The sequence below is a fragment of the Roseateles sp. P5_E1 genome (assembly GCF_054049335.1).
The window spans coordinates 1-24,643 of sequence record NZ_JBFUMN010000010.1 but is presented as its reverse complement, the minus strand read 5'-3'; the positions used below and the strand labels follow the sequence as shown (position 1 = coordinate 24,643).

25 protein-coding genes and 1 tRNA gene are annotated in these 24,643 nt (G+C 69.4%); 11 read left to right on the top strand and 15 right to left on the bottom strand.

Annotation, left to right across the window (positions count from 1 at the left end; translation table 11 throughout):
• Position 1: 1 nt before the first annotated feature.
• A complete protein-coding gene (locus ACXJKJ_RS11595) occupies positions 2–1,012 on the top strand; it encodes a class 1 fructose-bisphosphatase (RefSeq protein WP_457390197.1) in 1,011 nt (336 codons plus the stop codon).
• Between the two features lie 19 nt (positions 1,013–1,031).
• On the opposite strand, the gene ACXJKJ_RS11590 is transcribed toward ACXJKJ_RS11595, so the two are convergent.
• Positions 1,032–1,808, bottom strand: coding sequence for an alpha/beta hydrolase (locus ACXJKJ_RS11590; RefSeq protein WP_457390196.1), 777 nt, complete (start codon positions 1,806–1,808; stop codon positions 1,032–1,034).
• A 108-nt stretch (positions 1,809–1,916) separates the two neighbouring features.
• Here ACXJKJ_RS11590 and ACXJKJ_RS11585 point away from each other — a divergent pair.
• Positions 1,917–1,992, top strand: a tRNA-Thr gene (locus ACXJKJ_RS11585).
• Between the two features lie 182 nt (positions 1,993–2,174).
• On the top strand, positions 2,175–4,070 hold the full coding sequence (locus ACXJKJ_RS11580; RefSeq protein WP_457390195.1) for an AAA family ATPase: 1,896 nt from the start codon (positions 2,175–2,177) through the stop codon (positions 4,068–4,070).
• Here the strand turns inward: ACXJKJ_RS11580 and ligD are convergent.
• Together ligD and ku are read right to left on the bottom strand one after the other, a co-directional pair.
• Positions 4,057–6,573: a DNA ligase D gene (gene ligD, locus ACXJKJ_RS11575; RefSeq protein WP_457390194.1), complete on the bottom strand. Its 2,517-nt coding sequence runs from the start codon at positions 6,571–6,573 to the stop codon at positions 4,057–4,059. The two genes, ACXJKJ_RS11580 and ligD, sit on opposite strands and share 14 nt — an antisense overlap.
• Before the next feature lie 10 nt (positions 6,574–6,583).
• Positions 6,584–7,507, bottom strand: a complete 924-nt coding sequence (ku, locus tag ACXJKJ_RS11570) for a non-homologous end joining protein Ku (RefSeq protein ID WP_457390193.1) — start codon at positions 7,505–7,507, stop codon at positions 6,584–6,586.
• Between the two features lie 267 nt (positions 7,508–7,774).
• On the opposite strand from ku, the gene ACXJKJ_RS11565 reads away from it, so the two are divergent.
• On the top strand, positions 7,775–8,488 hold the full coding sequence (locus ACXJKJ_RS11565) for a D-glycero-alpha-D-manno-heptose-1,7-bisphosphate 7-phosphatase (protein WP_457390192.1): 714 nt from the start codon (positions 7,775–7,777) through the stop codon (positions 8,486–8,488).
• Between the two features lie 20 nt (positions 8,489–8,508).
• On the opposite strand, the gene ACXJKJ_RS11560 is transcribed toward ACXJKJ_RS11565, so the two are convergent.
• From ACXJKJ_RS11560 to ACXJKJ_RS11550, 3 genes are all read right to left on the bottom strand, one after another.
• Positions 8,509–8,970: a hypothetical protein gene (locus tag ACXJKJ_RS11560; RefSeq protein WP_457390190.1), complete on the bottom strand. Its 462-nt coding sequence runs from the start codon at positions 8,968–8,970 to the stop codon at positions 8,509–8,511.
• 118 nt (positions 8,971–9,088) lie between these two features.
• A complete protein-coding gene (locus ACXJKJ_RS11555; protein WP_457390189.1) occupies positions 9,089–9,745 on the bottom strand; it encodes an OmpA family protein in 657 nt (218 codons plus the stop codon).
• Between the two features lie 72 nt (positions 9,746–9,817).
• Positions 9,818–10,009: a CsbD family protein gene (locus ACXJKJ_RS11550; RefSeq protein ID WP_056198702.1), complete on the bottom strand. Its 192-nt coding sequence runs from the start codon at positions 10,007–10,009 to the stop codon at positions 9,818–9,820.
• A gap of 440 nt (positions 10,010–10,449) precedes the next feature.
• On the opposite strand from ACXJKJ_RS11550, the gene ACXJKJ_RS11545 reads away from it, so the two are divergent.
• Together ACXJKJ_RS11545 and ACXJKJ_RS11540 are read left to right on the top strand one after the other, a co-directional pair.
• A complete protein-coding gene (locus ACXJKJ_RS11545) occupies positions 10,450–10,884 on the top strand; it encodes a CBS domain-containing protein (RefSeq protein ID WP_056198705.1) in 435 nt (144 codons plus the stop codon).
• Positions 10,885–10,973: 89 nt separating this feature from the next.
• Positions 10,974–12,296: a PQQ-dependent sugar dehydrogenase gene (locus tag ACXJKJ_RS11540; RefSeq protein WP_457390188.1), complete on the top strand. Its 1,323-nt coding sequence runs from the start codon at positions 10,974–10,976 to the stop codon at positions 12,294–12,296.
• Positions 12,297–12,456: 160 nt separating this feature from the next.
• Here ACXJKJ_RS11540 and rpoN read toward each other — a convergent pair whose 3' ends face one another.
• On the bottom strand, positions 12,457–13,965 hold the full coding sequence (gene rpoN, locus ACXJKJ_RS11535) for an RNA polymerase factor sigma-54 (RefSeq protein WP_457390187.1): 1,509 nt from the start codon (positions 13,963–13,965) through the stop codon (positions 12,457–12,459).
• Positions 13,966–14,326: 361 nt separating this feature from the next.
• Between rpoN and ACXJKJ_RS11530 the strand changes: the two genes are divergently transcribed.
• The 4 genes from ACXJKJ_RS11530 to ACXJKJ_RS11515 all read left to right on the top strand — a co-directional run bounded on the left by ACXJKJ_RS11530 (position 14,327) and on the right by ACXJKJ_RS11515 (position 18,831).
• The gene (locus tag ACXJKJ_RS11530) at positions 14,327–14,644 is read left to right on the top strand and encodes a BON domain-containing protein (protein ID WP_457390186.1); all 318 of its coding nucleotides are present in this window, start codon (positions 14,327–14,329) and stop codon (positions 14,642–14,644) included.
• Positions 14,645–14,706: 62 nt separating this feature from the next.
• A complete protein-coding gene (locus ACXJKJ_RS11525) occupies positions 14,707–15,870 on the top strand; it encodes an AI-2E family transporter (RefSeq protein WP_457390185.1) in 1,164 nt (387 codons plus the stop codon).
• Between the two features lie 136 nt (positions 15,871–16,006).
• Positions 16,007–18,262 carry an ATP-binding protein gene (locus ACXJKJ_RS11520; protein WP_457390184.1) on the top strand — a complete coding sequence of 752 codons (2,256 nt, stop codon included), beginning with the start codon at positions 16,007–16,009 and terminating at the stop codon, positions 18,260–18,262.
• 116 nt (positions 18,263–18,378) lie between these two features.
• Positions 18,379–18,831: a PA2169 family four-helix-bundle protein gene (locus tag ACXJKJ_RS11515; RefSeq protein ID WP_457320671.1), complete on the top strand. Its 453-nt coding sequence runs from the start codon at positions 18,379–18,381 to the stop codon at positions 18,829–18,831.
• A gap of 13 nt (positions 18,832–18,844) precedes the next feature.
• On the opposite strand, the gene ACXJKJ_RS11510 is transcribed toward ACXJKJ_RS11515, so the two are convergent.
• The 7 genes from ACXJKJ_RS11510 to ACXJKJ_RS11480 all read right to left on the bottom strand — a co-directional run bounded on the left by ACXJKJ_RS11510 (position 18,845) and on the right by ACXJKJ_RS11480 (position 22,986).
• Entirely contained in the window at positions 18,845–19,357 is a 513-nt protein-coding gene (locus ACXJKJ_RS11510) for a hypothetical protein (protein ID WP_457390183.1), read from the bottom strand.
• 75 nt (positions 19,358–19,432) lie between these two features.
• Positions 19,433–20,293, bottom strand: a complete 861-nt coding sequence (locus tag ACXJKJ_RS11505; protein WP_457390182.1) for a lipocalin family protein — start codon at positions 20,291–20,293, stop codon at positions 19,433–19,435.
• Complete coding sequence (locus ACXJKJ_RS11500; protein WP_457354418.1) at positions 20,274–20,687, bottom strand: phage holin family protein; 414 nt, start codon at positions 20,685–20,687, stop codon at positions 20,274–20,276. Before ACXJKJ_RS11500 ends, ACXJKJ_RS11505 begins: the two co-directional genes overlap by 20 nt.
• Before the next feature lie 7 nt (positions 20,688–20,694).
• On the bottom strand, positions 20,695–21,087 hold the full coding sequence (locus tag ACXJKJ_RS11495; protein ID WP_457390181.1) for a DUF883 family protein: 393 nt from the start codon (positions 21,085–21,087) through the stop codon (positions 20,695–20,697).
• Between the two features lie 33 nt (positions 21,088–21,120).
• Positions 21,121–21,390, bottom strand: coding sequence for a GlsB/YeaQ/YmgE family stress response membrane protein (locus tag ACXJKJ_RS11490; protein ID WP_056198742.1), 270 nt, complete (start codon positions 21,388–21,390; stop codon positions 21,121–21,123).
• 106 nt (positions 21,391–21,496) lie between these two features.
• On the bottom strand, positions 21,497–22,477 hold the full coding sequence (locus ACXJKJ_RS11485; RefSeq protein WP_457390180.1) for an SDR family oxidoreductase: 981 nt from the start codon (positions 22,475–22,477) through the stop codon (positions 21,497–21,499).
• A complete protein-coding gene (locus tag ACXJKJ_RS11480; protein ID WP_457390179.1) occupies positions 22,474–22,986 on the bottom strand; it encodes a hypothetical protein in 513 nt (170 codons plus the stop codon). Before ACXJKJ_RS11480 ends, ACXJKJ_RS11485 begins: the two co-directional genes overlap by 4 nt.
• Positions 22,987–23,099: 113 nt before the next feature.
• Here ACXJKJ_RS11480 and ACXJKJ_RS11475 point away from each other — a divergent pair, with 113 nt between their 5' ends.
• On the top strand, positions 23,100–23,546 hold the full coding sequence (locus ACXJKJ_RS11475; protein ID WP_056198749.1) for a response regulator: 447 nt from the start codon (positions 23,100–23,102) through the stop codon (positions 23,544–23,546).
• 164 nt (positions 23,547–23,710) lie between these two features.
• Here the strand turns inward: ACXJKJ_RS11475 and ACXJKJ_RS11470 are convergent.
• Positions 23,711–24,643 (bottom strand): zinc-binding metallopeptidase family protein (locus ACXJKJ_RS11470; RefSeq protein WP_457390178.1); only part of this gene is annotated, 933 nt, incomplete at its 5' end.

Below are 24,643 nucleotides of genomic sequence, written 5' to 3'. Positions count from 1 at the left end.
GATGTCTCGTCAAACCAGCCTGACCCAATACCTCGTCGAGCAGCAGCGCGAGCACGGCCACATCCCGCAGGAACTGCGCCTCTTGATCGAGGTCGTCGCGCGCGCCTGCAAGCGCATCGCCATCGCCGTCAACAAGGGGGCGCTGGGTGACGTGCTGGGCACCGCCGGCAGCGAGAACGTGCAGGGCGAGGTGCAGAAGAAGCTCGACATCATCGCCAACGAGGTGCTGATCGAGGCCAATGAATGGGGCGGCCACCTCGCGGCCATGGCCAGCGAGGAGATGGACGGCATCTACGTCGTGCCGAATCGCTACCCCCAGGGTGAATACCTGCTGCTGTTCGACCCGCTGGACGGCTCCAGCAACATCGACGTCAACGTGTCCATCGGCACCATCTTCAGCGTGCTGCGCAAGGTGGGGCATTCGCGCGGCGTGAGCGAGGAAGACTTCCTGCAGCCCGGCAAGCAGCAGGCGGCGGCCGGCTACTGCGTCTATGGTCCGCAGAGCATGCTGGTGCTGACGGTGGGCGACGGCGTGGCTGTCTTCACGCTGGATCGCGAGACCGGCTCCTGGGTTCTGACGCAGGACCAGGTCAGGATTCCGGAAGACACCAAGGAATTCGCGATCAACATGTCCAACCTGCGCCACTGGGCGCCGCCGGTGCGCCGCTACATCGACGAGTGCCTGGCCGGCTCCACGGGGCCTCGTGGCAAGGACTTCAACATGCGYTGGGTGGCCWSSATGGTGGCCGACGTGCACCGCATCMTSACCCGCGGCGGTGTCTTCATGTACCCCTGGGACCAGCGCGAACCCGACAAGCCCGGCAAGCTGCGCCTGCTGTACGAGGCCAACCCGATGGCCTTCCTCGTCGAGCAGGCCGGTGGCGTGGCCACCACCGGCAGCGAACGCATCATGGACCTGAAGCCGACCAAGCTGCACGAACGCGTGGCCGTGGCCCTGGGCTCCAAGAACGAGGTCGAGCGTATCGCGGCCTATCATCTCGACGCGTCCTGAGAAGCGTACCAAGAAGCGTCTATGGCATAGGCCGGTCCATCCAGCCTGTGATGAGCTGGACGGCCTCGGCCTCCATGCCGATGAAGCCGTGCCAGTGGAGGGCCTCGCAGGCGTCGCCCGTCGGGTCGGCGCCGCCGTCGACCACGACCAGCTTCTTCACTGGCGCAGCCGTCAGCCCGCGCGGGATGTAGCCCACGTCATGAGGCAGGGTCTGCCGGCACTGGTCCTTGGCGTGGTGCAGCACCAGCACCGGCACGCGGATGGCCGACAACTCCTGGCGCGGCACGGCGCCCGGCTTGTCCCAGGCGACAATGCTGGACGTCAACACCAGGCCGGCGATCTCCCCCTGCAATCGGATGGCCGCCGCCGTGGCCGACACCGTTCCACGGCTGGTGCCGACCAACCAGACCGGCAATGGCGACTTCTGCCTGACGGCCTTCAGCACTTCGCGGATGTCGGTCATGTGGGCATCCGAGATGCGCTCGCTGTAGCCCAGATCGGGCGTGTCGCTCGGCTTGCCGAAGATGGCGACGTTGTAGCCGCGCGCGGCGAACTCCCCGGCGGAGCGGACCAGGAAATTGCGGCTCATCGGCCGCCCCGCTTCGATGCGACCGAAGCCCCCGCTGCCGCCAGGAAACAGCAGCACCGTCGCCCGCGCACCTTCGGCGGCCTGCCAGAACACCGGCGTGACGACGCCCTCGCGGGTGGCGACATCGAAGCGCCCATCCTCGGCCTGGGTCAGCGCCGTGGCGCCCAGCATCCACGCCCCCAGCAGCAGAATCCTGATTTTTTTCATGCGCCGGAGTTTGCGTCCTGCCGCCCGAAAAGCAAGCCGATCTTGGCGGCTCACAGCAGTTGCGCTATGATCTCGGGCTTCGCTGATCCCGCCTGCGGGACGCGTGAGGCCGGCATAGCTCAGTTGGTAGAGCAGCGCATTCGTAATGCGAAGGTCGGGGGTTCGACTCCTCTTGCCGGCACCAGAACAAGAAGAAGCACCAAGGGCCTGATCTCGCGATCAGGCCCTTTTTGCGTTCTGGGCAGTTTTCCGCACTTGGAACAGCTGTTGCAAACGACCTCAGCCCAACCTCGATAACGCACGCGCGGCGCGGGCACCGGGCCGTTAGTCTGCATGGATTGCAGTTCCCGAAGTCGCCCGAACACCATGGACAGCGCCAGCAACACCCCCACGCCGGGCTTGCGTCAGAAACTCATCATTGCCGCCATCGTCGTCACGGCGCTGCTGGCCTTGTTCGGCCTGTCGACCTTGCACGAGCGCACGACCAGCGAGGTGCAGGCCCGCAAGAACGCGACCGCCCTCGCCTTCGAGAAGGCGCCCGAACAATGGCTGGCCCACCCGCGTGAAGCTTCCGAGTTCGAGCGCACCCTGCAGGCCAAGGACGTTGCGGCCGTCGGTGTCAGCGGCGGCCTGGTGCTCTACACCGACCGCGCCGGCCATCAATTCAGCACGCGGCTCATCGACTGCGGCCTGGGCTGCAAGAACGAGATCGGCTCACGCCTGGGCGAACTCAGCGTGGCCCAAGGCTTTGCGCTGACCGACATCGACGTCGACGCGCGTACCGGCGGCCAGCGCCTGTTCCAGTCCCTGGAACGGGCCGGGAGCGCGCTGGCGCCGCTGCTCGTCATGCTGCTGATCGCCGGCCCGCTGGTCTATCTGCAGCTGCGCGGCCCCTTGAGCCAGCGTACCCGCCTGGCCGACAAGCCCAAGACCCGCTTCGACGACGTCATCGGCGCCGAAGAGGCCAAGAAGGCGTTGCGCCGCGTGGCAGCCTTCATGAAGGATCCCAAGCAATACGCCGCCGTGGGCGCCAAGGCGCCGCGCGGCGTGCTGCTTGACGGCCCGCCGGGCACCGGCAAGACGCTGCTGGCCAAGGCCCTGGCCGGCGAATGCGGCGCCAGCTTCATCAGCGTCGACGGCTCTTACTTCAGCTCCATGTTCTATGGCGCCGGTATCGGCAAGGTGAAGGAGCTCTTCAAGAAGGCCCGCGACGCAGCGCCCTGCATCGTCTTCATCGACGAGATCGACGGCATCGGCCGGCGCAGCAACGGCAAGGAAGCCGGCGGGGGTGGCGGCGAGCAGGAGCAGAACCGCATCATCAACCGCCTGCTGGTGGAGATGGACGGCTTCTCCTCGCTGGAGAACGTCGTCATCGTCGGTGCCACCAACCACATCGACAACATCGACGAGGCCATGCGCCGGCCTGGCCGCTTCGACCTCATCGTGCGCACGGCCATGCCCACGGTGCCCGAACGCCAGCAGCTGTTCGGCCTCTACCTGGGCCAGATCAAGGCATCGACCGGCATGGACCTGCCGTCCATCGCCCGCACCGCGGCCGGCATGTCGCCGGCGGACATCGCCAACTGCGTCAACCGCGCTGCCGCCTACGCCGCTGAAGCGGGTGAAGCCCATGTCAGCGAGGAGCGCGTCTACCAGTCGCTGGAGACGCACCAGCTCGGCGGCGAGGTGAGCAACAGCAAGGACATCATCACGCCCGAGACGCTGCGCCGCATCGCCTTCCATGAATCCGGCCATGCGCTGGTGGCCCATGTGCTGGAGGCCGGCAGTGTCGAGCGCGTCAGCATCGAGCCGCGCGGCCCGGCCCTGGGCGTGACCTATGTGACCCGCACCCACGAGGAGCCGCTGTACGGCGAACGCGAGCTGCGCTCCCGCCTGGCGATGATGCTGGCGGGCCGCGAGGCCGAGCTGATCGCCTTCGGCAACACCTCCTCCGGCGCGGCCGACGACCTCAAGCGCGCGTCCGAGCTCGCCACCAACATGATCGGCTCCATGGGCTTTGGCAAGACCTTCGGCTTGCTCAGCATGGCCGGCGTGCCGAAGGAACTCATCGGCCCCGACGTACAGAAGTCGCTGCTGGACGAGGCCCGCGCCCTGCTCGAGAGTGCCCAGGCCGAATGCCGCAGCGTGCTGGAGGACAAGCGTGACCGCCTGGACGCATTGACCGAGTTGCTGCTCGGGCAGGAGACCGTCAGCGGCGCACCGCTGAAGCGCGTGCTGGCGGGCGAGCCTACGGCAGCTTGAGCCGCTTTCTCGCCGTGGCCAGCGTCTGCCGCGACTTGGCGTAGTCGCGCCACGGGTCCTCCTTCTCGAAGGACAGGTACTCGCGCGCCGTCGTGATGGTCCACTGCGCGCCGCTCTTCAGTGAGCCGAGCTGCTCCCAGCTGACGGGCATGGAGACGCCCAATCCCGGCCGAGCCCGCGCAGAGAACGCCGTCGCAGTCGTCTGGCTGAAGCCGTTCCTCAGGTAGTCGATGAAGATCTTGCCGACGCGGTTGCGGCTGCCGCTCTTGGCGACGAAGCGTTGTGGGATGGTCTCGGCCATGTGGGCCACGACCGCTTGCGAGAAATCCTTGACGGTGTCGTAGTCCAGCTTGGGCGCCAGCGGCACCACCACATGCAGGCCCTTGCCACCGCTGGTCTTGAGCCACGCCTTCAGGCCCAGCTCCTCGAGCATGGTGTGCGTGAGGGCGGCCGCCTCCTGCAGATGCGCCCAGCTGACGCCCTCGCCCGGGTCCAGGTCGAACACGATCCGGTCCGGCAGGTCGATGCGCCCGACCTTGGAGTTCCAGGTGTGGAACTCGACGACATTGAGCTGGGCGGCGTTGATGAGCCCTTCGACGCTGTCGACGGACATCAGCGCCTCGTGTTCCGGCCACAGCGCCGGATCGAGGGTCGCGATGCCCGGGATCTCCTTGTCGGAATGCTTCTGGAAGAACAGCTGCCCGCTGATGCCCTGCGGTGCACGCACCAGGGAGACGGGGCGGTTCTTCAGGTGCGGCAGGATGCGGTCTGCGACGCTCTCGTAGTAGTGCACCAGGTCGATCTTGCGCAGCCCGGTCGAGGTGTCGATGACCCGGTCGGGGTGGCTGATCTTGACGCTCGTCCTGGGCGAAGGCCGTACCGCCGCGGCCTGCTCGCGCTGGATCGCCTTGGGCGCCTTGTCGGCGCGCACACCAACGAATCTCGCATGCCGGATATGGCCATCGGGCGTCCACTCGCCGAAGGCCACTTCCACCACCATCTCCGGCCGCACCCAGCGCTCGCTACCCCGGGCGCGGCGCGACCAGCGGCCCGGCTCGACGGCCGCCGGGGCGATGGCCGGCGTCTTCGTCTGCAGCTTGCTCAACTGCCGGTGCAGTTCGCGCCCCTGCGCCGAGGCCCAGCCGGTGCCGACCGAGCCGGCGGAGCGCAACTTGCCGTCCTGGTGATAGCCCAGCATCAGGGCTCCAACTTCCTGGGGCGAGTTCGTGCGGTCGGTGAAGCCGATGACGACGAATTCCTGGCGGCGCTGGCATTTCAGCTTGAGCCAGCTGTCACTGCGCCGGGAGACATAGGGCGAGTCGGCCTTCTTCAGCATCACGCCTTCCAGGCCCAGCTGGCAGGCCGCGGCGAGCACCTGCGACGGCGCCGCCGGCAGCTCATCGCTGAAGCGAACGCGGGCCGAGGTGCGGCCTTCGAGCAGCTCTTTGAGCACCGCGCGCCGGCTGCGCAGCGGCACTTCGCGCAGGTCGGTGTCGCCGAGGAAGGGCAGGTCGAACAGGAACATGGCGATGTCCTGCGTGTGCGCGTTGTCGATGGCGTTCTGCAGCCGGTTGAAGTCCGGCACGCCATGCTCGTTCAACACGACGATCTCACCGTCCAGCCAGGCCTGATCGATGCCGAGCTTCTCAAGTTCATCGACAAGCGGCGCCAGCTTCGCGGTCCAGTCATTGCCATTGCGCGTGATCAGCGCGACCTTGCCCTTGCTGATGCGCACGCCCATGCGATAGCCGTCGAACTTGTTCTCTATCACCCAGTCGCCGTCTGCGGGCGCAGCGGCAATCAGCGTTGCCAGCTGCAGCTCGAGCGTCTTCGGGAACGGCGCCTTCCTTGCGCGGGACAGATCGGGGCCGGCCGTCTGCGGCTGTGCGCGCACCCGCGGTTCACGTTCCTCCACGGGGCCCAGGGGTTTTTCCACGACGCTGTCCGGCAGGGCGCTGATGACGTCGTATTCGGCCGTCGGCCGCGCCCAGGCATCGCCGCGCTTCTTGAACAGGATCCACTGGTCCTGCTTCTTCTCGCCCGGCTTGGAGATGCGCACCAGCTCCCACAGCCCGGCCAGCTTCTCGCCATGCAATTCGAAGATCAGCTTGCCCTTGGCCAGGCCCTCGCGCGGGTCGCCGACCGGCGTCCAGCTGCCGCGGTCCCAGATGATGACGGTACCGGCGCCGTAATGCCCCTTGGGAATCTCGCCCTCGAAGCTGTTGTAGCTGACCGGGTGGTCCTCGACATGGATGGCCATTTGCTTCTTGGCGGGGTCGAAACTCGGCCCCTTGGGCACGGCCCAGCTGACCATGACGCCGTCCAGTTCGAGCCTGAAGTCGTAGTGCAGGTGCGAGGCCCAGTGCTTCTGGATGACGAAGCCCAAGGCCTTGGATTTGCGGCGTCCCAGCCTCCCCTTGGGCTCGGCGGTGCCGCTGAAGTCGCGCTTGGCGTTGTAGCGCGCCAGCGGCGCCTCGGCGGTGGCGGGGCGGGGCTTGCTCATGGGTCAGGCGCTACTTGCGCGCCCGCAGCCGTTTGGGGGCTGCGGCCTCGGGTTCGGCGGCATCGCGCGTGGCCGCCTTGCGCGCCGGCATTGGCGTGACCTTGGCAGACGTCTTGCCGCCGGCCTTCACGGCGGGCTTCCCAGCAGGCTTGCTGCCGAGGCTGGCGCGCAGTGCGTCCATCAGGTCGATGACCTGGCCRCCGCCTGTCGGCCCATGCTCCTCGCGCGTGGAAGCGACGATCTTGCGGCCCTTGACCTTCTCTTCGATGGCAGCCAGCACCCGGTCCTTCTCCTCGTCGTGGAACAGCGCCGGCTCGAAGCTGTCCGCCGCGATCTGGTCCACCAGCTGCAGGGCCAGCTGCAGCTCCGGCTTGGAGATGCTGGCCTTGGGGATGTCGAGGTCGGCCAGCGAGCGCACCTCGGCGGCATAGCGCAGCTGTTGCAGGATCAGCCCGTCGTCATTGGCGCGCACCTGCACCACGTACTGCCTGGCCTTCCACGACCACTTGGCCAGCGCGCAGCGGCCTGAGCGGCGCAAGGCTTCGGCAAGCAGGGCGTAGGGCTTGTCGCCGCGCTTGTCCGGCGCGAGCAGATAGCTCTTGTCGTAGAACAGCGGGTCGATGGAAGCCAGCGGCACGAAACTGACGATCTCGATGACATGGCTGCTGCCCTCTTCCAGCGCCTTGAGCTCCTCCGGCGTGAAGAGCACAAACTGGTTGTCCTCGACCTCATAGCCCTTGACCATATCCTTGCGCTCGACAACCTTCTTCGTGCGCTCGTTGACGTATTGCTGCTTGAGACGCGCGCCGTCCTTGGCCAGCAGGTTGAAGCGGATGTCAGCGCCCGCCTCGGTGGCCGAGAACAGGCGCACGGGCACGTTGACCAGGCCGAAACTCAGGGTCAGGGAAGCGATAGAGCGGGCGGATGTGGCCATGGAATCTCCTGTGTCCCGACAAGCTACGCCGGCCGGCCTGCGGCGGGTCAGGGAACAGCGCCGCATCGCTGTGTAGGACGCCGGGACGCGTCGCGTCGCCAGGGCAAGCAGGCTCATGTTGCCGCCGTCATGAAGCGCTGCGCAGCGTCGTTCCGGGGCGGGCACGCCGATTGCCGGGAGCGGTGCCGCACCTTCTTCAGCCCGGACCCCCGACATGAGCGACTGCCGTTTCCCGACCTCCGCCCTTGCCGAGCCCGAGGTGCGCCCATGAGCTATGCACCCTATGCCTTGAGCGGTCTGACATTGCGCGACCTGCAGCAGCCGGCGCCGGCCCGCGCGCCACTCAGGCCCTGCCTCTTCGTCGACAAGGACGGCACCCTCGTCGAGGGCGCACCCCACAACGCCGACCCGCTGCTGCTGCGCTTCATGCCCGGCGCAGGCGAAGCCCTGGCCAGGCTGCAACGCGCGGGGCTGGCCCTGGTCATCGTCACCAACCAGAGCGGCCTGGCGCGCGGCCGCTTCACCAGGGCGGAGTTCGCGCGCCTGCAGCAGGCGCTGCTGCAACGGCTGCAGCAGGAGTTCGGCGTGCGCATCGAGGGCGTGGAAGTCTGCCCCCACGCACCCGACGACGAAGGCCGCCCGGCCTGCCTGTGCCACATACCGGCACCCGGCATGCTGATCCGCGCCGCCCACCGCCACGGCCTGGACATGGCGCGCTCCTGGATGGTGGGCGACAGGCTGGATGACGTCGAGGCCGGCCACCGCGCAGGCTGCCAGGGCCTGCTCTTCGACAGTGGCGGCGAGACCGTCTGGCGTCGCTCACCCCTGCGGGAGCCCGACGCGCGCTTCTTCGACTGGCCCGCGCTGGCCGACTATGTCGAGAAGCTCGCTACCGCCCGCCTGCCCTCTTTCGCGTCAACCCCGGGCAGCGTCATGCAGCCGCAGGCGACGCCTGATGTGGCCTGGCATCGGCCCGACTGAGCCGGTGCGAACCAGAACGCTCAGGCCGCCTGCGGGCGCAAGGCATGGCGCGTGATGTGGGCGATCGGAACGCCGACATAGAAGATGTGCGACAGCAGGCCGCTGACGATGCTCCATCCGTGCGGAAGCTGCCAGCCGTTGACCGCGGACAGCGGGACGACGACGTAGACCATCGCCACCCAGGTGAGCAGGCCGTAGACGCTGCCCCACAGCCAGGGGCGCGCCGTCAGCGCGCCCAACCGCAACGCCGCAGCCATGTAAACCGCAGCCATCGCCGTGGTCAGGCAGAAGTGGAACAGCAGCCCCAACCCTGCCATCGCCACGCCGCCCTGCAAGGCGGAGGCACCCAGCAGCCCGCTGGCGATGTATTTCAGGATGCCTTCGACGGTGGCGCCCTGCGCTGCATAGCTCGCGAACGCCGCCACGATGTCCAGGGCACCGGCCACCAGGCCGGCAACAACGACGGCAACGCTCTTGCGCATGGATCTTCCAATCGGTCGAAATGCGCGAAGGGTGGTCGATTTGCCGCCCGAGGATGCCTAGCACCAACCCTCATTGATCAACCGCGGTGCGCCCACTACGGGCTGGTGGCTCCTGGCTCTAGCCCTGTTCAGCCAGGAAGATCTCCACGCGGCGGTTCGCGGCACGGCCGGCCTCGGTGTCGTTGCCGGCCACCGGCTCGTGCGAGCCGCGCCCCGCCACGTTGACTCTCGAACTCGACACGCCGCGGGCCGACAGATAGTCGCGCACGGCCGCGGCGCGTTCGCGCGACAGCGGCTCGTTGATGGCATCGCTGCCGGTGCTGTCGGTATGGCCGACGACAGTCACACGCACACCCGGGTCCAGGTTGCGCCCGATCTCGTCGAGCACCGGGCGCATCTGCGGTTTGATGTCGGCACGGCCGGTGTCGAAGGACACGTCGCTGGGCACGTTGAGCTTGAGGCGGTTGTCATCAGTGCGCGCGACCTCGACGCCGGTACCCTGACTCGCCTGGGCCAGGGCGGCGCGCTTGTCCTCCATGCGCTTGGACCACAGGTTGCCGGCAACCGCGCCGACAGCGCCGCCAATGACGGCCCCACGCCCGGCGCTGCCGCCGGTCACCGAACCAATGATGGCGCCGGCCACGGCGCCAGCCCCGGCACCCTTGGCGGTGCCCTGTTCACGCTCGCTCATCGACGAGCAGCCAGCGGCCAGCAGGGCCGCCACGATAAGGGTGGCCGTCGCGCCGTGGCGCAACGGAATCTTGGAAGAACGCATGGTGTACCTCTCGACAGAAAAAGCRCCGCCGGACCCTGAGGTCCGGCGGCGGGGGCATGGCGTGCGGCGCAATCAGATCTTGCGCTGGTCGCGGGCGTCCTTGACGACCTCGCGGGCATCGCCCACGGCCTTTTGGACCTTGCCCTCGACCTGGGTCGCGGCGCCCTTGACCTGCTGCTCGGTGCTGCCAATGGCCTCGCCCAGCTTGCGTTGCGCCTTGCCCGCGATGTCCTTGACGCTGCCCTTGACTTGATCGGTGTTCATGGTGTGCTCCTTTGTGACGACCCCCGTGACGACTTGCCTAGGGGACTGGCGTCAGACTAACGAGCCAGGCAGTGCACCCGGGCCGGCCTGGGCCGGGTCGGCGGGTGGGTCCAGTCCTACGTCGCGGCTCAGCAAAGCCGGCGGGCCGCCCCATGGCGCGCCCGCTGACAACATCGACCAGGTCGGCTGCCGCTCTTCCTACGCGCCTGTCGCGCCTCGTCCGCTGTCCCACCGCTGCCGTTGCAGCGAAGCTTTGCCTACCCCACCTCACCGGAGATCATCATGGGCAAATATCTTCTCGCGTGGCTGCTCGGCGTGCCGGGCATCGTGCTGCTGCTGGTCTATCTCTTCTTCCATTGACCGACCGACCGCGGCAACGCGGGCTCGCCTGCGCCGGGCCCGCGGTCTTGCCCGCTGTCCGCCTCACCCAGGAGACCCTCATGTCGACCATCGCCGAAATCATGTCCACCCAGGTGCGCACCATCCAGCCGCAGGAAAGCCTGCGCCGCGCGGCGCAGTGCATGCAGGAACTGGATGTCGGCGCCCTGCCCGTCTGCGACGGTGAACGCCTGCTCGGCATGCTGACCGATCGCGACATCACGGTGCGCGGCATCGCCGACGGCCTCAATCCCGACCAGGCTTGCGTGTCCGACATCATGAGCCCCGAGGTCCAGACCTGCACCGCCGATCAGGATGCCGAGGACGCCAAGCGCCTGATGGGCGCCCGCCAGCTGCGCCGCCTGCCGGTGGTCGACAAGAACGGGCGCCTGATCGGCATCGTGTCGCTGGGCGACCTGGCGGTGCGCGAGTCCGGTCACATCGACCGCGCCCTGCGCGAGATCTCCGCGCCTGGCGACGCCACGGCACCGCACTGAGGGAAGTTCAGGCCAGCGGCACGGCCGCGGCCATCTGCGCCGCAAATCCGCCGGGCATCTGTCGGGCATCTGGCTTGCCAGACCTGCGTATGAACACACGCTGCCTATTGCTGCTGGCCGCGGCCCTCACGGCTTGTGGCGAGAGCGCCCGCCTGCCTCAGGGTGCTGACGTCGGCCCCCGGCCCACCCTGGTCGAACCGGTGCAGACCCTGGTGCCAACCGCCCACGTCGCCTCGACCCGCCCTTGGGCAGCCGGCGAGGCGCCGATCGCCGCGCCAGGCCTGCAGGCCCAAGCCTTCGCCAGCGGGCTGGAGCACCCACGCTGGCTGCATGTGCTGCCCAACGGCGACGTGCTCGTGGCCGAGACGAACGCGCCGCCACGGCCGGACGAAGGCAAGGGGTTCAAGGGCTGGGTGATGAAGAAGCTGATGGCCAAGGCCGGTTCAGCCACGCCCAGCGCCAACCGCGTCACGCTGCTGCGCGACGTCGACGGCGACGGCCGCGCCGAGGTCAGGACGGTCTTCCTGCAGGACCTGAACTCGCCCTTCGGCATGGCCCTGGTCGGTGACCGCTTCTACGTGGCCAACACCGATGCGGTTTGGGAATACAGCTACATGCCTGGTCAGACGAGCCTGAGCGGCCCCGGCCGCAAGCTGACCGACCTGCCCGCCGGCACGCGCAACCACCACTGGACCAAGAGCCTCATCGCCAGCCCCGACGGCAGCAAGCTCTACGCGACGGTCGGCTCCAACAGCAATGTSGCCGAGCAYGGCATCGAGGCCGAGGAAGGTCGCGCCGCCATCTGGGAGATCGACCGCAGCAGCGGCGCCAAACGCCTCTTCGCCRCCGGCCTGCGCAATCCCAACGGCATGGCCTGGATGGCCGCGCCCGGCGGCGCACCGATGCTGTGGACCGTGGCCAATGAACGCGACGAGCTCGGCAGCGACCTGGTGCCCGACTACCTGACCTCGGTGCGCGATGGCGGTTTTTACGGCTGGCCCTACAGCTGGTACGGCGCCCACGTGGACAGCCGCGCCCAGCCGCCACGACCTGATCTCGTCGCCAAAGCCCTCGTGCCCGACTATGCGCTGGGCGCTCACGTCGCCGCGCTGGGCCTGACTGCCGCAGGAACCAGCCCCGTGCCCAAGCTGCTTCCCGGTGGCTCGTCCGAAGGCGTCTTCGTCGGCCTGCACGGCTCCTGGAACCGCAAGCCCTTCGCGGGCTACAAGGTCGTCTACATCCCCTTTGCAAACGGGCATCCGCAGGGCCTGCCCGTGGACGTGCTGACGGGGTTTCTGAGCGCAGATGGCGAGGCGCGCGGCCGCCCGGTCGGCGTGGCCGTCGATGCTCGCGGCGCGCTGCTGGTAGCCGATGACGTGGGCAATGCCATCTGGCGCGTGGCGCCGCGCTAAGTCATCTCAGCAGGTGCATTCGGGCCGAGCGCCGGGCCGCTCCCAAGCCGGCCCGCTTAGGCGATGTGCGCGCCGGTCAACCCGGCACGCATCGCCGTCCCCTTGGGGGACCGGCTGGGCACGCCCGAGTTCAGCAGGGCGAGACCGGACGAGGGGCGTGTCAAGCCACGCGTCGACGGCGGTCCACCGCCTCGATCTTCAGCATCTGGCGGTACTTGGTGACGGTGCGCCGCGCCACCACCAGGCCCTGCTGGGCCAGTTGACGCGTGATCTCGGCATCCGACAGCGGCGCATCCGGACTCTCGGCCTCGATGATGTCCTTGATGAGGCCGCGGATCGCCGTGCCGGAGCAGGCGCTGCCATTGGCACTGATCATGGCGCGGCTGAAGAAGTACTTCAGCTCCAGCACGCCCACCGGCGTGGCCATGTATTTGTTGTTGGTCACACGCGAGACGGTGCTTTCGTGGATGCCCACTTCCTCGGCGATCTCGCGCAGGCCCAGCGGCTTCATCGCCATGGCACCGTAGTCCAGGAAGTTGTGCTGGCGCCTGACGATGGCCTCGGCCACGTCCAGGATGGTCGAGAAGCGCTGCTCGACATTGCGCAGCGTCCAGCGCGCCTCCTGCAGGTGGGCACCGAGCTCGGCGTTGGCCGCCGTGCGGTGGCGCTGGAAGAGCTGGGCATAGACCTGGTTCAGCCTGACGCGGGGCACGATGGCCGGGTTGAGCTGCACGGTCCAATGGCCCCGCACCTTCTTCACGATCACGTCGGGCACGACATACGGCACCTGCGTGGAGCCGAAGCGCCAGCCCGGCCGCGGGTCCAGGCGGCGGATGCGGTCGCAGACCGCCTCGACGCGCGCCGGCGACTCGCCCAACTGGCGCGCCAGCGAAGCCACGTCGCGCGCCGCGAGCGCCGGCAGGTGGTTGGTGACGATGTCCTGGGCCAGGGCCCGCGTGTCGGCGCAGTCGATGCCGGGCAGCTGCAGCAGCAGGCACTCGCCGACGTCGCGCGCCGCCACGCCCGCCGGGTCCAGCGACTGCACAAGCCTCAGCGCGAACTGCATCTCCTGCAGCTCGGGCGCAGGCTCCAGACCGGCGACGTCGATCAGCTCCTCCAGCGGCGTGCGCAGATAGCCGTCGTCGTCCAACGACTCGACGATGGTGCGCGCCAGTGCAAGGTCACGATCGGACAGCGGCAGCACGTTCAGTTGTCCGTGCAGATGCGTCGCCAGCGAGGTCTCGACGGCCATCATGTCGAGCGCGCTGAGTTCGCCGTCCTCGGCGCGGCGCTGCCCGGCACTGTCGGTCGCCCACAGGTCCCGGTCACTGCCATCCTCGGGCCCGCCGCTGGTGTCGGGATCGTTGGCCGCAGCGGGCAGCTCGGTGCCGGCATCGGCCGAAACACCCTCCTCCATCAGGCTGGAAAGGGCCGACGGTTGCTCCATCGGGCCGGCCTCGGCGCCGGTAGCCAGCGGCAGCGCCGTGCTGCCCTCCCCGTCACCGGCCTCGCCCTCCTCGGCCTCGAGGAAAGGGTTGCGGCCCAGGGTGTCTCTGAGCATCGCAGCAAAGTCGAGCGAGGACATCTGCAGCAGACGCACTGCATGCTGGAGTCGGGGGGACAGGGTCTGGGTCTGCCGGTGGTCGGCACGGAGGTCCATGGAGGGCACGGGTGCTCCTGTTGGCAACGTCGCTTTTGCCGCGCCGTGCGTGGACGGCGCGCGGGAACTTCAGTCAATGCAACCTCCGTGCCGGCGAGCGTTGCTTGTCGCATCCCGAAACAGTTTGGCTCCGCCCCCAGGGAATAGCGGCGCATGGCAAGCGTGAAGCCCATGGAACGCCCCGCCCGCGGCGCCGCGCCGCTGCAAGATTTACCGGGGCGGCCTCCCCGAACGGGCAATTTCGGCAAAGCGTGCCGCCTGATACGGCATGTTCGACGCCGGCCGCTGCAGCCCTTTTCGCCTTTCAACCCAGCGCAGGCACAGCCCTTGCCCTTGGCCGGGCGCGAGATCCCTCGCAATAGGAGAACGCATGAAGAAGATCCTCATCGTCTCGATGGTCGCGCTGGCCACCCTCGGCACCGGCGGCTGCGCGGTCACCAGCGGCCAGAGCACCGTGGGCCAGTATGTCGACGATGCCACCGTCGCGACCCGCGTGAAGGCACGCTTCGCCGAAGACAGCCAGGTCAGCGCCATGCGCATCCAGGTCGAGGCACTCAAGGGCACCGTGCAGCTCGCCGGCTTCGCCACTTCGCAGGCCGAGAAAGATCGCGCCGGTCAGCTCGCCCGCAGCACGCCCGACGTGAAGGAAGTGCGCAACAACATCATCGTGCGCCCGCCGGAGAAGTGAGCACCATGCAGACCCCAGCCACGGCGGCCGCCAGGGTGACTCCACACTAGGTCGGGGACCCCATGACGGCGCCCGACCCGCGACTCGAGCCGTCCCAACCGCCGCGCAGCACTTGGGCTCTGCGCGGCATTTTTTTTGTCGCCCTGGTTTTCGCCGTGCGCGAGGCCCGGCCGCTGCTGGCGCCGGTGCTGATCGCCGTCATGCTGACCTTCGCTCTGGCGCCTGCCGTGCGCTGGCTCCACAGCCGCGGCGTGCCGCCCTCCATCGGCGCACTGCTGCTGGTGCTGGCACTGCTGCTGTCCACCGTGTCCGTGGCCAGCAGCCTGGCGCGCCCGGCCGCCAGTTGGTGGCAGGCCGCGCCCACCACCGTCGCCCAGCTGCTGGAGCAGTTGGAGAAGCTGCGGGCCGCCATTCCGGGCTTGAGCCCACCGCAGCCCGCCACGCGGCTCGGCCGGGTGGCGGCGACACCGGCATCGGACCCTTTGAAGGAAAGGCTGGCTACCGAAGGCGTGGCCTTGACCGGCCTGGTGCTGACACGGGGCCTGTCCTTCCTGCTGGCAGCCGCGGCCACGGTCATCCTGACCTATTTCCTGCTCGCTTCCGAGCAATGGTTGCTGTCCCGCAGCATCGAGGCCTTGCCGCGCCGGCGCACCCGCGCGCTGCTGCTGGGTGGCGTGCGCGCAGCCCAGCGCGACATCAGCCACTACCTCGCCGCCGTCGGCATCATCAACGCGGTCGTGGGCGTCATCCTGGCCCTGGTGCTGTGGCTGCTGGGCCTGCCCAACCCGACGCTGTGGGGCTGCATCGCCGCGCTGCTGTGCTTCATTCCCTACCTCGGCCCGATGGCGCTGATGGTGCTGCTGCTGCTCGCCGGCATCGCGACCTTCGAGACCGGGCCGGAGATCTTCGGCCCCACGCTGTCCTTCATGGCCATCCATGCGGTGGAAAGCAACATCGTCAGCCCGGTCATCGTCGGGCGCCGGCTGTCGCTGAGCACTGTGTCGGTCTTCCTGTCGGTGCTGTTCTGGGGTTGGCTGTGGGGCATCGTCGGCGCCCTCATCGCCGTGCCCCTGCTGATCGGGCTGCGCAGCGTGTGCCAGCGCCGGCGGGGCCTGGCGCTGCTGCGGCGCTTCCTGGAGGGCGACCGGCACGCGCCGTCGCCGTCGCTGGGCTCGCTGCTGCGCGGGCCGCCATCGAAATCCCGCTCACGCAAGCACTACACCTAGGGGCGGTGGCTCAGCCGCACGCAGTCGGGCACGCCAATTGCCGAGGCGGCCTGATACTTCTTCGTGGCCGGGGCGGGCCACAGCGCTATGGTTGCGTCCGTGCAATCCGCTCACGCCTGCCGCACCTGGACCCGCCATGCCGGTCACCATTCGTTCCCGTTTGCTGTTGCTCGTGCTGTCGGTGCTGCTGCCCGGCATGCTGGGCGTCGCCTGGCTCATTGCCAGCATCTACGAGACCGAACGCGACGCGCATGAGCGCACGTTGCGCGACACGACCCGCGCGCTGTCCCTGCTGGTCGACGGCGAGCTGTCGCGCCGCGCGGCCATCGCCCAGGTGCTGGCGCAGTCACCCGCGCTGGACGGCCCCGGGCCGCTGCGCGAGGAGAGCCGCCTGGCCTTCGAGCGCCTGGCCCGGCGCGCCATGCAGGGGCTGAGCGGCTGGGTTGAGCTGAGGGCACCGGGCAAGCTGCTGCTGAGCACCCGGCCGGGCGACGGCGCCAGCGCCGAATCCAGCGCGCCTGAGGCGCTGAGTGCCACCCCCGTCATGCTGCCGCTGCAACCCGTTGCGCCCACTCCCACGGGCGTGCCCCCGGAGCCGCATGCCGCCTGGGTGGAGCCGGTGACCCGCGACGGCCGCCTGGTCTACAACCTGGTCGTCACGGTGCGGCCCTCGGAGCTGCAGCGCGTCCTGCAGGCGCAGTCGCCGCATCCGGGCTGGATAGGCGCTGTCATGGACAGCAGCGGCCGCCTCGTGGCCCGGCTGCCCGGCGGCGCGGCCTATGTCGGCCGCGAGGGCCGCGCCGACCTGCGTCAGCGCATGGCGGCGGCGCGCGAAGGCGGCTTCGAATCGATCTCGCTGGACGGCCGCGCCACGGCGGGCTACTTCAGCACCTCGGCCCTCGGCTGGAGTTATGTCAGCGCCATGCCGCGCGAGGAATTCGCCGGCCGCGTGCCCCAGGCCGTGCAACGCGTGGCGGTGGGCGCGCTGGCACTGCTGGCCCTGGCCATGGCCGGCGCCATCTGGGTGTCCCGCCGCATCGAGCGGCCGATAGGCGCTCTCAAGCGCCTCGCCCAGGACCTGCAGGCCGGCCGGCCGGTGCAGGCCGCCCCGACCGGCATGGCCGAGTGCGACGAGGTGGCCGAGGCCCTGGCCAGCGCGGCGCGCGACATGGAGACCAGCCGCGCCGAGCTGGAACTCAGCGTGGCCCAGGCCGTGGAGCGCACGCGCCATGTCGAGCAGCGGGGCGCCCAGAGCCAGCGCGTCGTCGCCCTGGGCCGGCTCACCGGCGGCGTGGCGCACGAGTTCAACAACCTGCTGGGCGTCATCAGCAACAGCATGCACCTGATGCAGCGCCACCCCAGCGCCGCCGAGCTGCAGGGGCCGCTGCGCGCCACGCAGCGCTCGGTCGACAAGGGCAGCGCGCTGACCCAGCATCTGCTGCGCTTTTCCGGCCGCCGGCCGGTGCGGGTGCAGACTCTGTCGCTAGCCCGCTACCTGCCCGAGGTGCAGGAGCTGATGCGCAGCGTGCTCGGGCGGCGCATCGAGATCCAGGTGCAGGTGGCGGCCAACGTCTGGCCGGTGCGGGTGGACGCCAACGAGCTGGATCTGGCCCTCGTCAACCTGGCGTTGAACGCCCACGACGCGATGCCGACGGGCGGCGAGCTGCGGTTGCGGGCCAGCAATGCCGAGGCGCACGACAAGGAAGGCCTGCCGCCGGGGGACTATGTGCTGCTGACCGTGGGGGACGACGGCATGGGGCTGGAGCCGTCCCTGGTCGAGCATGCCTTCGAGCCCTTCTTCACGACCAAGGGCGTAGGCCAGGGCAGCGGCCTGGGCCTGAGCCAGGTCCATGGTTTCGCGACCCAGGCCGGCGGCACCGCGCGCCTGGCCAGCACGCCGGGCGTGGGTACCACGGTGTCGCTGCTGCTGCCGGTGGCGAGCAACGCCCAGGACAACCAGATGCCGGCCTTTGCCGACACGGCCCCGCAGAGCATTGCCGGCGCCACGGTGCTGCTGGTCGAGGATGACGAGGCCCTGGGCGACGTGACGGCGGCACTGCTGATGGCCCATGGTGCCCGCGTGTTGCGCGCCGCCGAGGTGGGCGCCGCCCTGCGCCTGCTGGACGACGGGGCCGGGGCGGATGTGGTGCTGAGCGACGTCGTCATGCCCGGCGCCATGGACGGGGTCGCGCTGGCGCGCCGGCTGCGCGAGCACCGCCCGCGCCTGCCGGTGGTGCTGATCACCGGCTTCAACAACTCGGCCATTGGCGAAGGCGAGTTCATCACCCTGCACAAGCCCTGCGCGCCGGCCGAGCTGCTGGCCGCGCTGCAGGCGGCCCTTGCGGCGGCACGCATCGCCCACCCGCCGCCCACGGCCGGCCACACGCCGTAACGACAACTCAGCCACCGCGGCAGGCGCAGGCATGCCAAATGCCGATGCCAGGGCTGGACGCACGGTATGCCTGCGGGCGGCCGGCGCGTCTTCATCGAACCCTGAAAGGATCTGCCATGAGCAACGACGACATCATCGACACACTGAACGACCTGATCGAAACCTGCAAGGACGGTGAATACGGTTTCCACGCCTCCGCGGAATACCTGAAGGACCCGGCAATCAAGCAGTCCTTTGAGCGCCGCGCCGAGGAGTGCCGCCAGGCTGCCACCGAACTGCAGTCGCAGGTCGTGCGCCTGGGCGGCAAGGCCGAGGACAGCGGCACCGCCGCCGGTGCAATGCACCGCGGCTGGGTGGCCGTGAAGGGCACGCTGGCCGGCTACACCGACAAGGCCATCCTCGAGGAGACCGAGCGCGGTGAGGACAGCGCGATGAGCGCCTATCGCAAGGCGCTGGAAGAGGCCCTGCCGCCCGATGTGCGCATGCTCGTGGAGCGCCAGTACGAAGGCGTGAAGCGCAACCACCTGCAGGTGCGCACGCTGCGCGACCAGGCTCGCGCCGCCGTCTGAGCGTGCAGCCGCCCTAGCTTCGGCCGGGGCGGTGCGAGGATTCGGCATCGGCATCGCCGGGCCGCTCCTCGCTGTCGGTTTGCGCCGGCGCGGCCTTGGTGGCGCGCTGGCGAGGCTTGGCAGGGGTGTTGACCAGGCTGGCCTCACCCTCCTGCTCCTCCTCTTCATCTTCATCGTCCTCGTCGTCCTCGCTTTGCGGCGCTTCGTCGATGGCCGTGAGCAACGCTTCGGTGTCATCGGCTTCGCCCGGCGTGAAGACGCGGTCCACGCCGATGTCGGCGCCGTCGCGCACCCCCGTCTCGCCTTCGCTGGACGGCAGCGATTCGCCCAGCGGCAAGGGCGCCGCCTGATCGTCGCGCAGGGCCACGTCGACGGGCAGGCCGGGGTCGGTACCGTCGTCTTCACCGTCCATGCCCGCCACGTCGCTGCCGCTGTCCGAGCTGTCGCTGGGCCCCAGGCTCGCCTTATCGCGGCCGGCGGGCTCGGCCGCGGCGGAATCGATACCTAGCAGGCTGCTGCGTGCCATGAAAACCTCCGGCTGTGAAACGCGGGACGGCCCCGCACCCATCGCAGGCAAGGCGTGTGCCGCCGTGCCCGGGGATCAGCCAGCGTCGTAAAAGCGCAGCTTTTCCACCGCGAAGCCGCGATCCCGCGCGAGCTGCACCAGCGTCTGGCGGCGCTCCGCGACCAGCGTCGGTCGGCGTGACAGCAACCACAGCGCGTCCCGCCCGGTGCTGCCAATCAGCGCCTCGTCATAAGTCGGATCGACATGCAGCACGCCATGCTCGAGCCAGGCCAGCGGCAGCCAGCGCAACGCCTCGGGCCAGTGGCTGATCCTGAGCCGGGCGCCTTGGCCGCCTGGCACCGGCTCCACCAAGGCCTCGCTGCCGTGGGTGCCATTGCCGTCGACCCGGCGTTCCAGCAGATCCAGCCGCCCGTCGTCGCGCGGCAGCAGGCCGAACTCCGGCGGCTGCAACGCCGGCGCACCGTGCGCTTTCAACTCGCCAACCACGAACCAGCGGCCGCTGAGCTGCGCCAGGTCGACCTCGGCAACGGTGGCCAGTGGCTCGGCCCGATGCGTGYCGAGCAAGGTCTCGACCAGGGGCAGCCCCAGCGTCACGAAGCTGCTCGCCGCAGCGGGGCTGACGCGGCCGCGCCAGCGCTCGGGCAGCAGCGGCCAGGCCAGGCCAAGCAGGCGCAGCCAGGGAACGTTCCGCAACGCGCTGGCGGGGCGCGCCGTTGCGGGCTCGGCGTGAGGGCGTCGGCGCAGCGCCAGCAGCGCGGCAATGCCGAGCAGCGCGCCACCCACCGGCAGCAGCAGCTTCCTGGGTTGCAAGCGGTGGCGCAGCTGGCCCGTGAGACCTTCGACACCCGCGTGCAGCCTGGCCTCGCGCGCCATCAGCCGGTGCTCGACATCCAGGATGCGGGCATCGATATCGGGTTCAGGCAGCGGCGCGTTCATCGCTGGCCTCATTGGGTTGCGGGTCGGGAGCCAGCATCAGGTGGCGCCGCGTTGCGGGCAGGCGCAACCTGGGCAGCAGGCTGCGCACGCGTTGCAGCGCCAGCACGATGGCCAGCCCGTTGACGGCGATGGCCAGCAGCAGGGCCACCTCCAGCGGCAGCCCGGCCGCGACCAGCAGGCGGATGACGCCGGCCCACAGCACCAGCCAGGCCGTCACACCGAGGATGGCCACGGCCACCATCAGTGCAACGATCTGGGCCAGCGCCTGGACCGCGCGTTGCAGCTCCAGCGACAGCAACTCGACCCGGTCGCTGACCAGGCCAGGCAACTCGCGCCACAGCGACTGCAGTTGCTCCAGCAGTGGGGCGGGCTGGTCTTGCGGTGAGTCGGCCAAGGCCGCCTCAGCGGGCGAGCCGGGCAACCAGCACGCCGACGGCCAGGGCCGTCGCGATGGCGGCCAGCGGATGCTCGCGCACGGTGCTGCGCAGGCTCTCCGCCCATTCATCGCCCAGGTCGCGCGCATCGCTGGCGCGCTGGCTCAGCGATTCGCTAGCGGCCTGCACGCCGTCCTGCAAGCGCTGCACGGCGGGGGCGGCTGTCTCGGCCACGCGGTCGATGGCGCTGTGCGCACCCTGCACGACGCGGTTCAGCACGTCGTGACCGACGGCTGCGCCCTTGTCGATGGCCTCACCGGCCTTCGCGGCCGTGTCGTTGACGACGGCTGCGGCAGGCGCGGGCGTGGCGGGCGAGACCGACGAGGTCGGGAAGGGCGTATTGGCAGTGGTGGTGGCCATGGTGGTCCTTGGGGTTGGAAAGCGGGTGACGGTTCAGCGCAGGGTGCCGCGGCGGATCAGGTTGACGATCGCCAGCAGCACGACCGCGCCCAGCAGGGACACGACGAGAGCACCCAGGCTGAGAGCGTCTTGATTGATGCTCGGGATGCCCACCATGGGCGAGATCAGCCAGCCGCCAATGGCTGCGCCGACGATGCCAACCAAGACATTGAGGATGACGCCCTGTTCGCCGTCGGTGCGCATCAGCAGGCTGGCAATCCAGCCGATGATGCCCCCGGAGATGAGCCAGACAATCAGATTCATGATGTGCTCCTGGTCGAGGTGAAGTCACCGGCATCAGGCAAACGGGGTGCCGCTCGCGCGTTGCGCGCGGTGGAAGAACTTGCAGCAGGGCTTGCCAGCCGCGTGCTCAGATGGCGCCGACGCTGCCGGTCACGGGCAGCACGATGCCGGTGATGTAGCCGGCGCAGACCGGCGCGGCGAGGAAGACATAGGCCGGCGACAGCTCCTCCGGCTGGGCCGCACGCTTCAGATCGGTCTGCTTGCCGAACTCGGCCACCTTGTCGGCGGGCGAATCGGCCGGATTCAGTGGCGTCCACACCGGCCCCGGCGCGACGGCATTGACGCGGATGCCGCGCTCGATGAGGTTGCTGGCCAGCGACTTGGTCAGCGCATGGATGGCGCCCTTGGTGGCCGAGTAGTCGATGAGCTTGGCGCTGCCCCGCAGGCCGGTCGTCGAGCCGGTGTTGATGATGGAGCCGCCTGCCTTCAGATGCGGCAGCACCGCGCGGGCCATGCGCAGATAGCCACCGATGTTGGTGTCCAGCGTCTCCATGATGCGTTCGTCGTCGAGATCCTCCAGCGAGGAGGCGTGCTCCTGAAAGGCGGCGTTGTTGACGAGCACGTCGATCTTGCCGAAGCGCTCCATGACCTGGTCGACGGCGTCCTCACACCAGCGGCTGTCCTTCACGTCGCCCTGCAGCAGCAGGCATTGGCGGCCCTCGGCCTCGATGCAGCGGCGAGTCTCTTCGGCATCCTCGGTGGAGGAGTGGTAGGCCACAGCCACATCGGCGCCCTCGCGCGCGAACAACACCGCCACGGCGCGACCGATGCCGGAGTCGGCGCCCGTGATGAGGGCGACGAAGTCCTGCAGCTTGGCGCTGCCGCGGTAGTCGGGTGCCAGGAAGCGCGGCGCGAGTTCGAGGTCGGCCTCCCGTCCGGGCTTTTGCAGATGCTGGGCCGGCAGGGTTTCGGGCTGCTTGCGGGCGCCAGCCTGCATGGCGCCGCTCTCTTCTTCCTTCTTGCCCTGCTTGGCTTGCCCGGCATCGGCCTGGTCCTGGCGCTTCTGGATGGCGCGCTGGGTCTGGAGGGTCTTGTCGACTGTCGTCATCGTGGGTCCTTCTTCAACTGGGCCGCTTCGGTTTCCTTGCCCGAGGGCGTCTGCGCGTCCAGGCCGCGGTCGGGCGATTCGGCGACCTGGGCGATGTTGCCGGGCCGCTCGATGAGCTCTTCGATGATGAAGTGGCCATAGTGCTGGGCGCGCTCGGCGCCGCAGCCCTGGGCGGCCCGGGCCACCTGGATGGCCTGGTCGTCATTGGCGACACGGACAACCAGCCAGTGGTAGCCCTTGGCGGCGAGCGCGCGGTGGGCGAGCACGAGATTCATCTCCTGTCCCACCGAGGCGAGCGGGCTGGCGTGGGCGATGTCCTCGTCGATCTGCCTGAGCATCTCCTGGTCGCTGTAGTGGCGCACCGCGCCGTCAGGCAGGCCGAAGTCGGCCATGGCCTGGCCGGCGCGGGCGGCCTGGCCCGCCTCGGGGAATGAAATGACGACGTGGCCGACCGGCTTGAAGACGCCGAAGCTGCGCGGCGCGTCGGTGGTGGCGGCGGAAGTGGACATAGATGGGCCCTGGTTGGCGAGAGCCCGTCAGTGGCAAGGGCGGTGSCCGGCTTGCATCGCGGCGCCGGGCACGCGGATTGCCACCAGGCCTGAGCTTTCATTCCGGAGGACCCATGCCCAGCCCAGCCCGCCGACCCGTTCTCTATGTCGAGGACCACCCGGTCAATGCGCTGTTGATGGCCGCGATTCTGGAAAGACGGCCTCAGCTGGAGCTCCTCGTCGCCACCACGGGCGAAGAGGCGCTTTGCATGGCGGCCGGCCTGCACCCCGCCCTGCTGCTGCTCGACCTGGGCCTGCCCGATTGCCACGGCAGTCGGTTGCTCGGCCTGCTGCGGGCGCTGCCTGGCTGCGAGTCGGTGCCAGCCGTGGCCGTGACGGCCGACGTCAACTTCCCGGTCGAGGACTGGGGCTTCTGCGAACTGTGGCCCAAGCCGCTGAATGTCGACGAGGTGCTGGCTCGCCTGGATGCGCGGGTGGGTACCCATCCCTCGCCGCCGCCGCAGTTGCCTGAGCTGCACACCCGGCCGGCACCGGTCGCACTGGCGCCGCACTGGCGCTGAGAGCTGCCGCGGGCACTGCCATGCCCGCATGACGCAACCGTCTTCACGGCCCGCGGACGGCACGCGAGCTCCGCGCCGCGGCCGCAACTAAGGCCTGGCAGCGGCCCCGCGCCGGGGCCGCTGCCCGGGCGCGAAAAATGCGCACAGCAGTGGGCGGCCCAACCTCATGACCGAGCACCTTGCACGACGCGGTGCACCAGGTGCAGCTTGCGCACCGCCTGCGCCGACAGCACGAAGGGATAGAAGTCGGCCACGCCCATGCTGCGTGACAGCTCGTTGAGCACGCCGGTCAGTTCCATCCAGCTGTTGATGAGCTGCAGAAAACMGGCATCCGCCACCAGGTTGGCGTCGAAGCGCTCGTAGTTCAACTCCACGCGCTCGCCATCCAGGCCGAAGCTGCGGGCCGTGTCCAGCGTGTCGACCAGGTGCAGGTAGTGCGCCCAGGTCTCGGCCCAATCCTCCCAGGGGTGGGCGCTGGCGTAGGCGCTGACGAAACGCTGGCCCCAGTCGGGGGGCGCGCCGTTGGCGTAGTGGCGCTGGAGCGCCTGGCCATAGTCCTCGCGCTCGTCGCCGAAGAGCTCGCGCCAGGCGGGCAGCCAGTCCGTCGGCTCGACGAGGCGCTGCCAGTAGTAGTGGCCGGTCTCGTGGCGCAGATGGCCCAGCAGCGTGCGGTAGGGCTCGCCGAGCTGGTGGCGCCGGGCCTCGCGGCGCGCGTCGTCGGCCTCGGACACGTCCAGCGTGATGACGCCGTCGGCATGGCCGGTGATGACGGCCGGGCCTTCGGGTGGCGCCAGCAGCAGGTCAAAGGCCAGGCCCTCCTCGGCATCCTCGGCGCGCGACAGCACCGGCAGGCCCAGGCCGATCAACGACGACACCAGGCGGCGCTTGGCCGCTTCGATGCGCCCCCACCAAAGGCCGGCTTCGGGCTGGGACAGGTCCGGCACGGTACGCGTCAGCCGGCAACAGCGGCACAGCGTCAAGCCGGCCATCACTTCCGTGACGTCCAGCAGCCAGTTGCATGCGGCCGCGCTGTCCAGGTTGCCGCAGCGCGCGTAGCGGGGCGCGCGGCGTGCCGGCACGCCGGCCTCGCGCCAGCC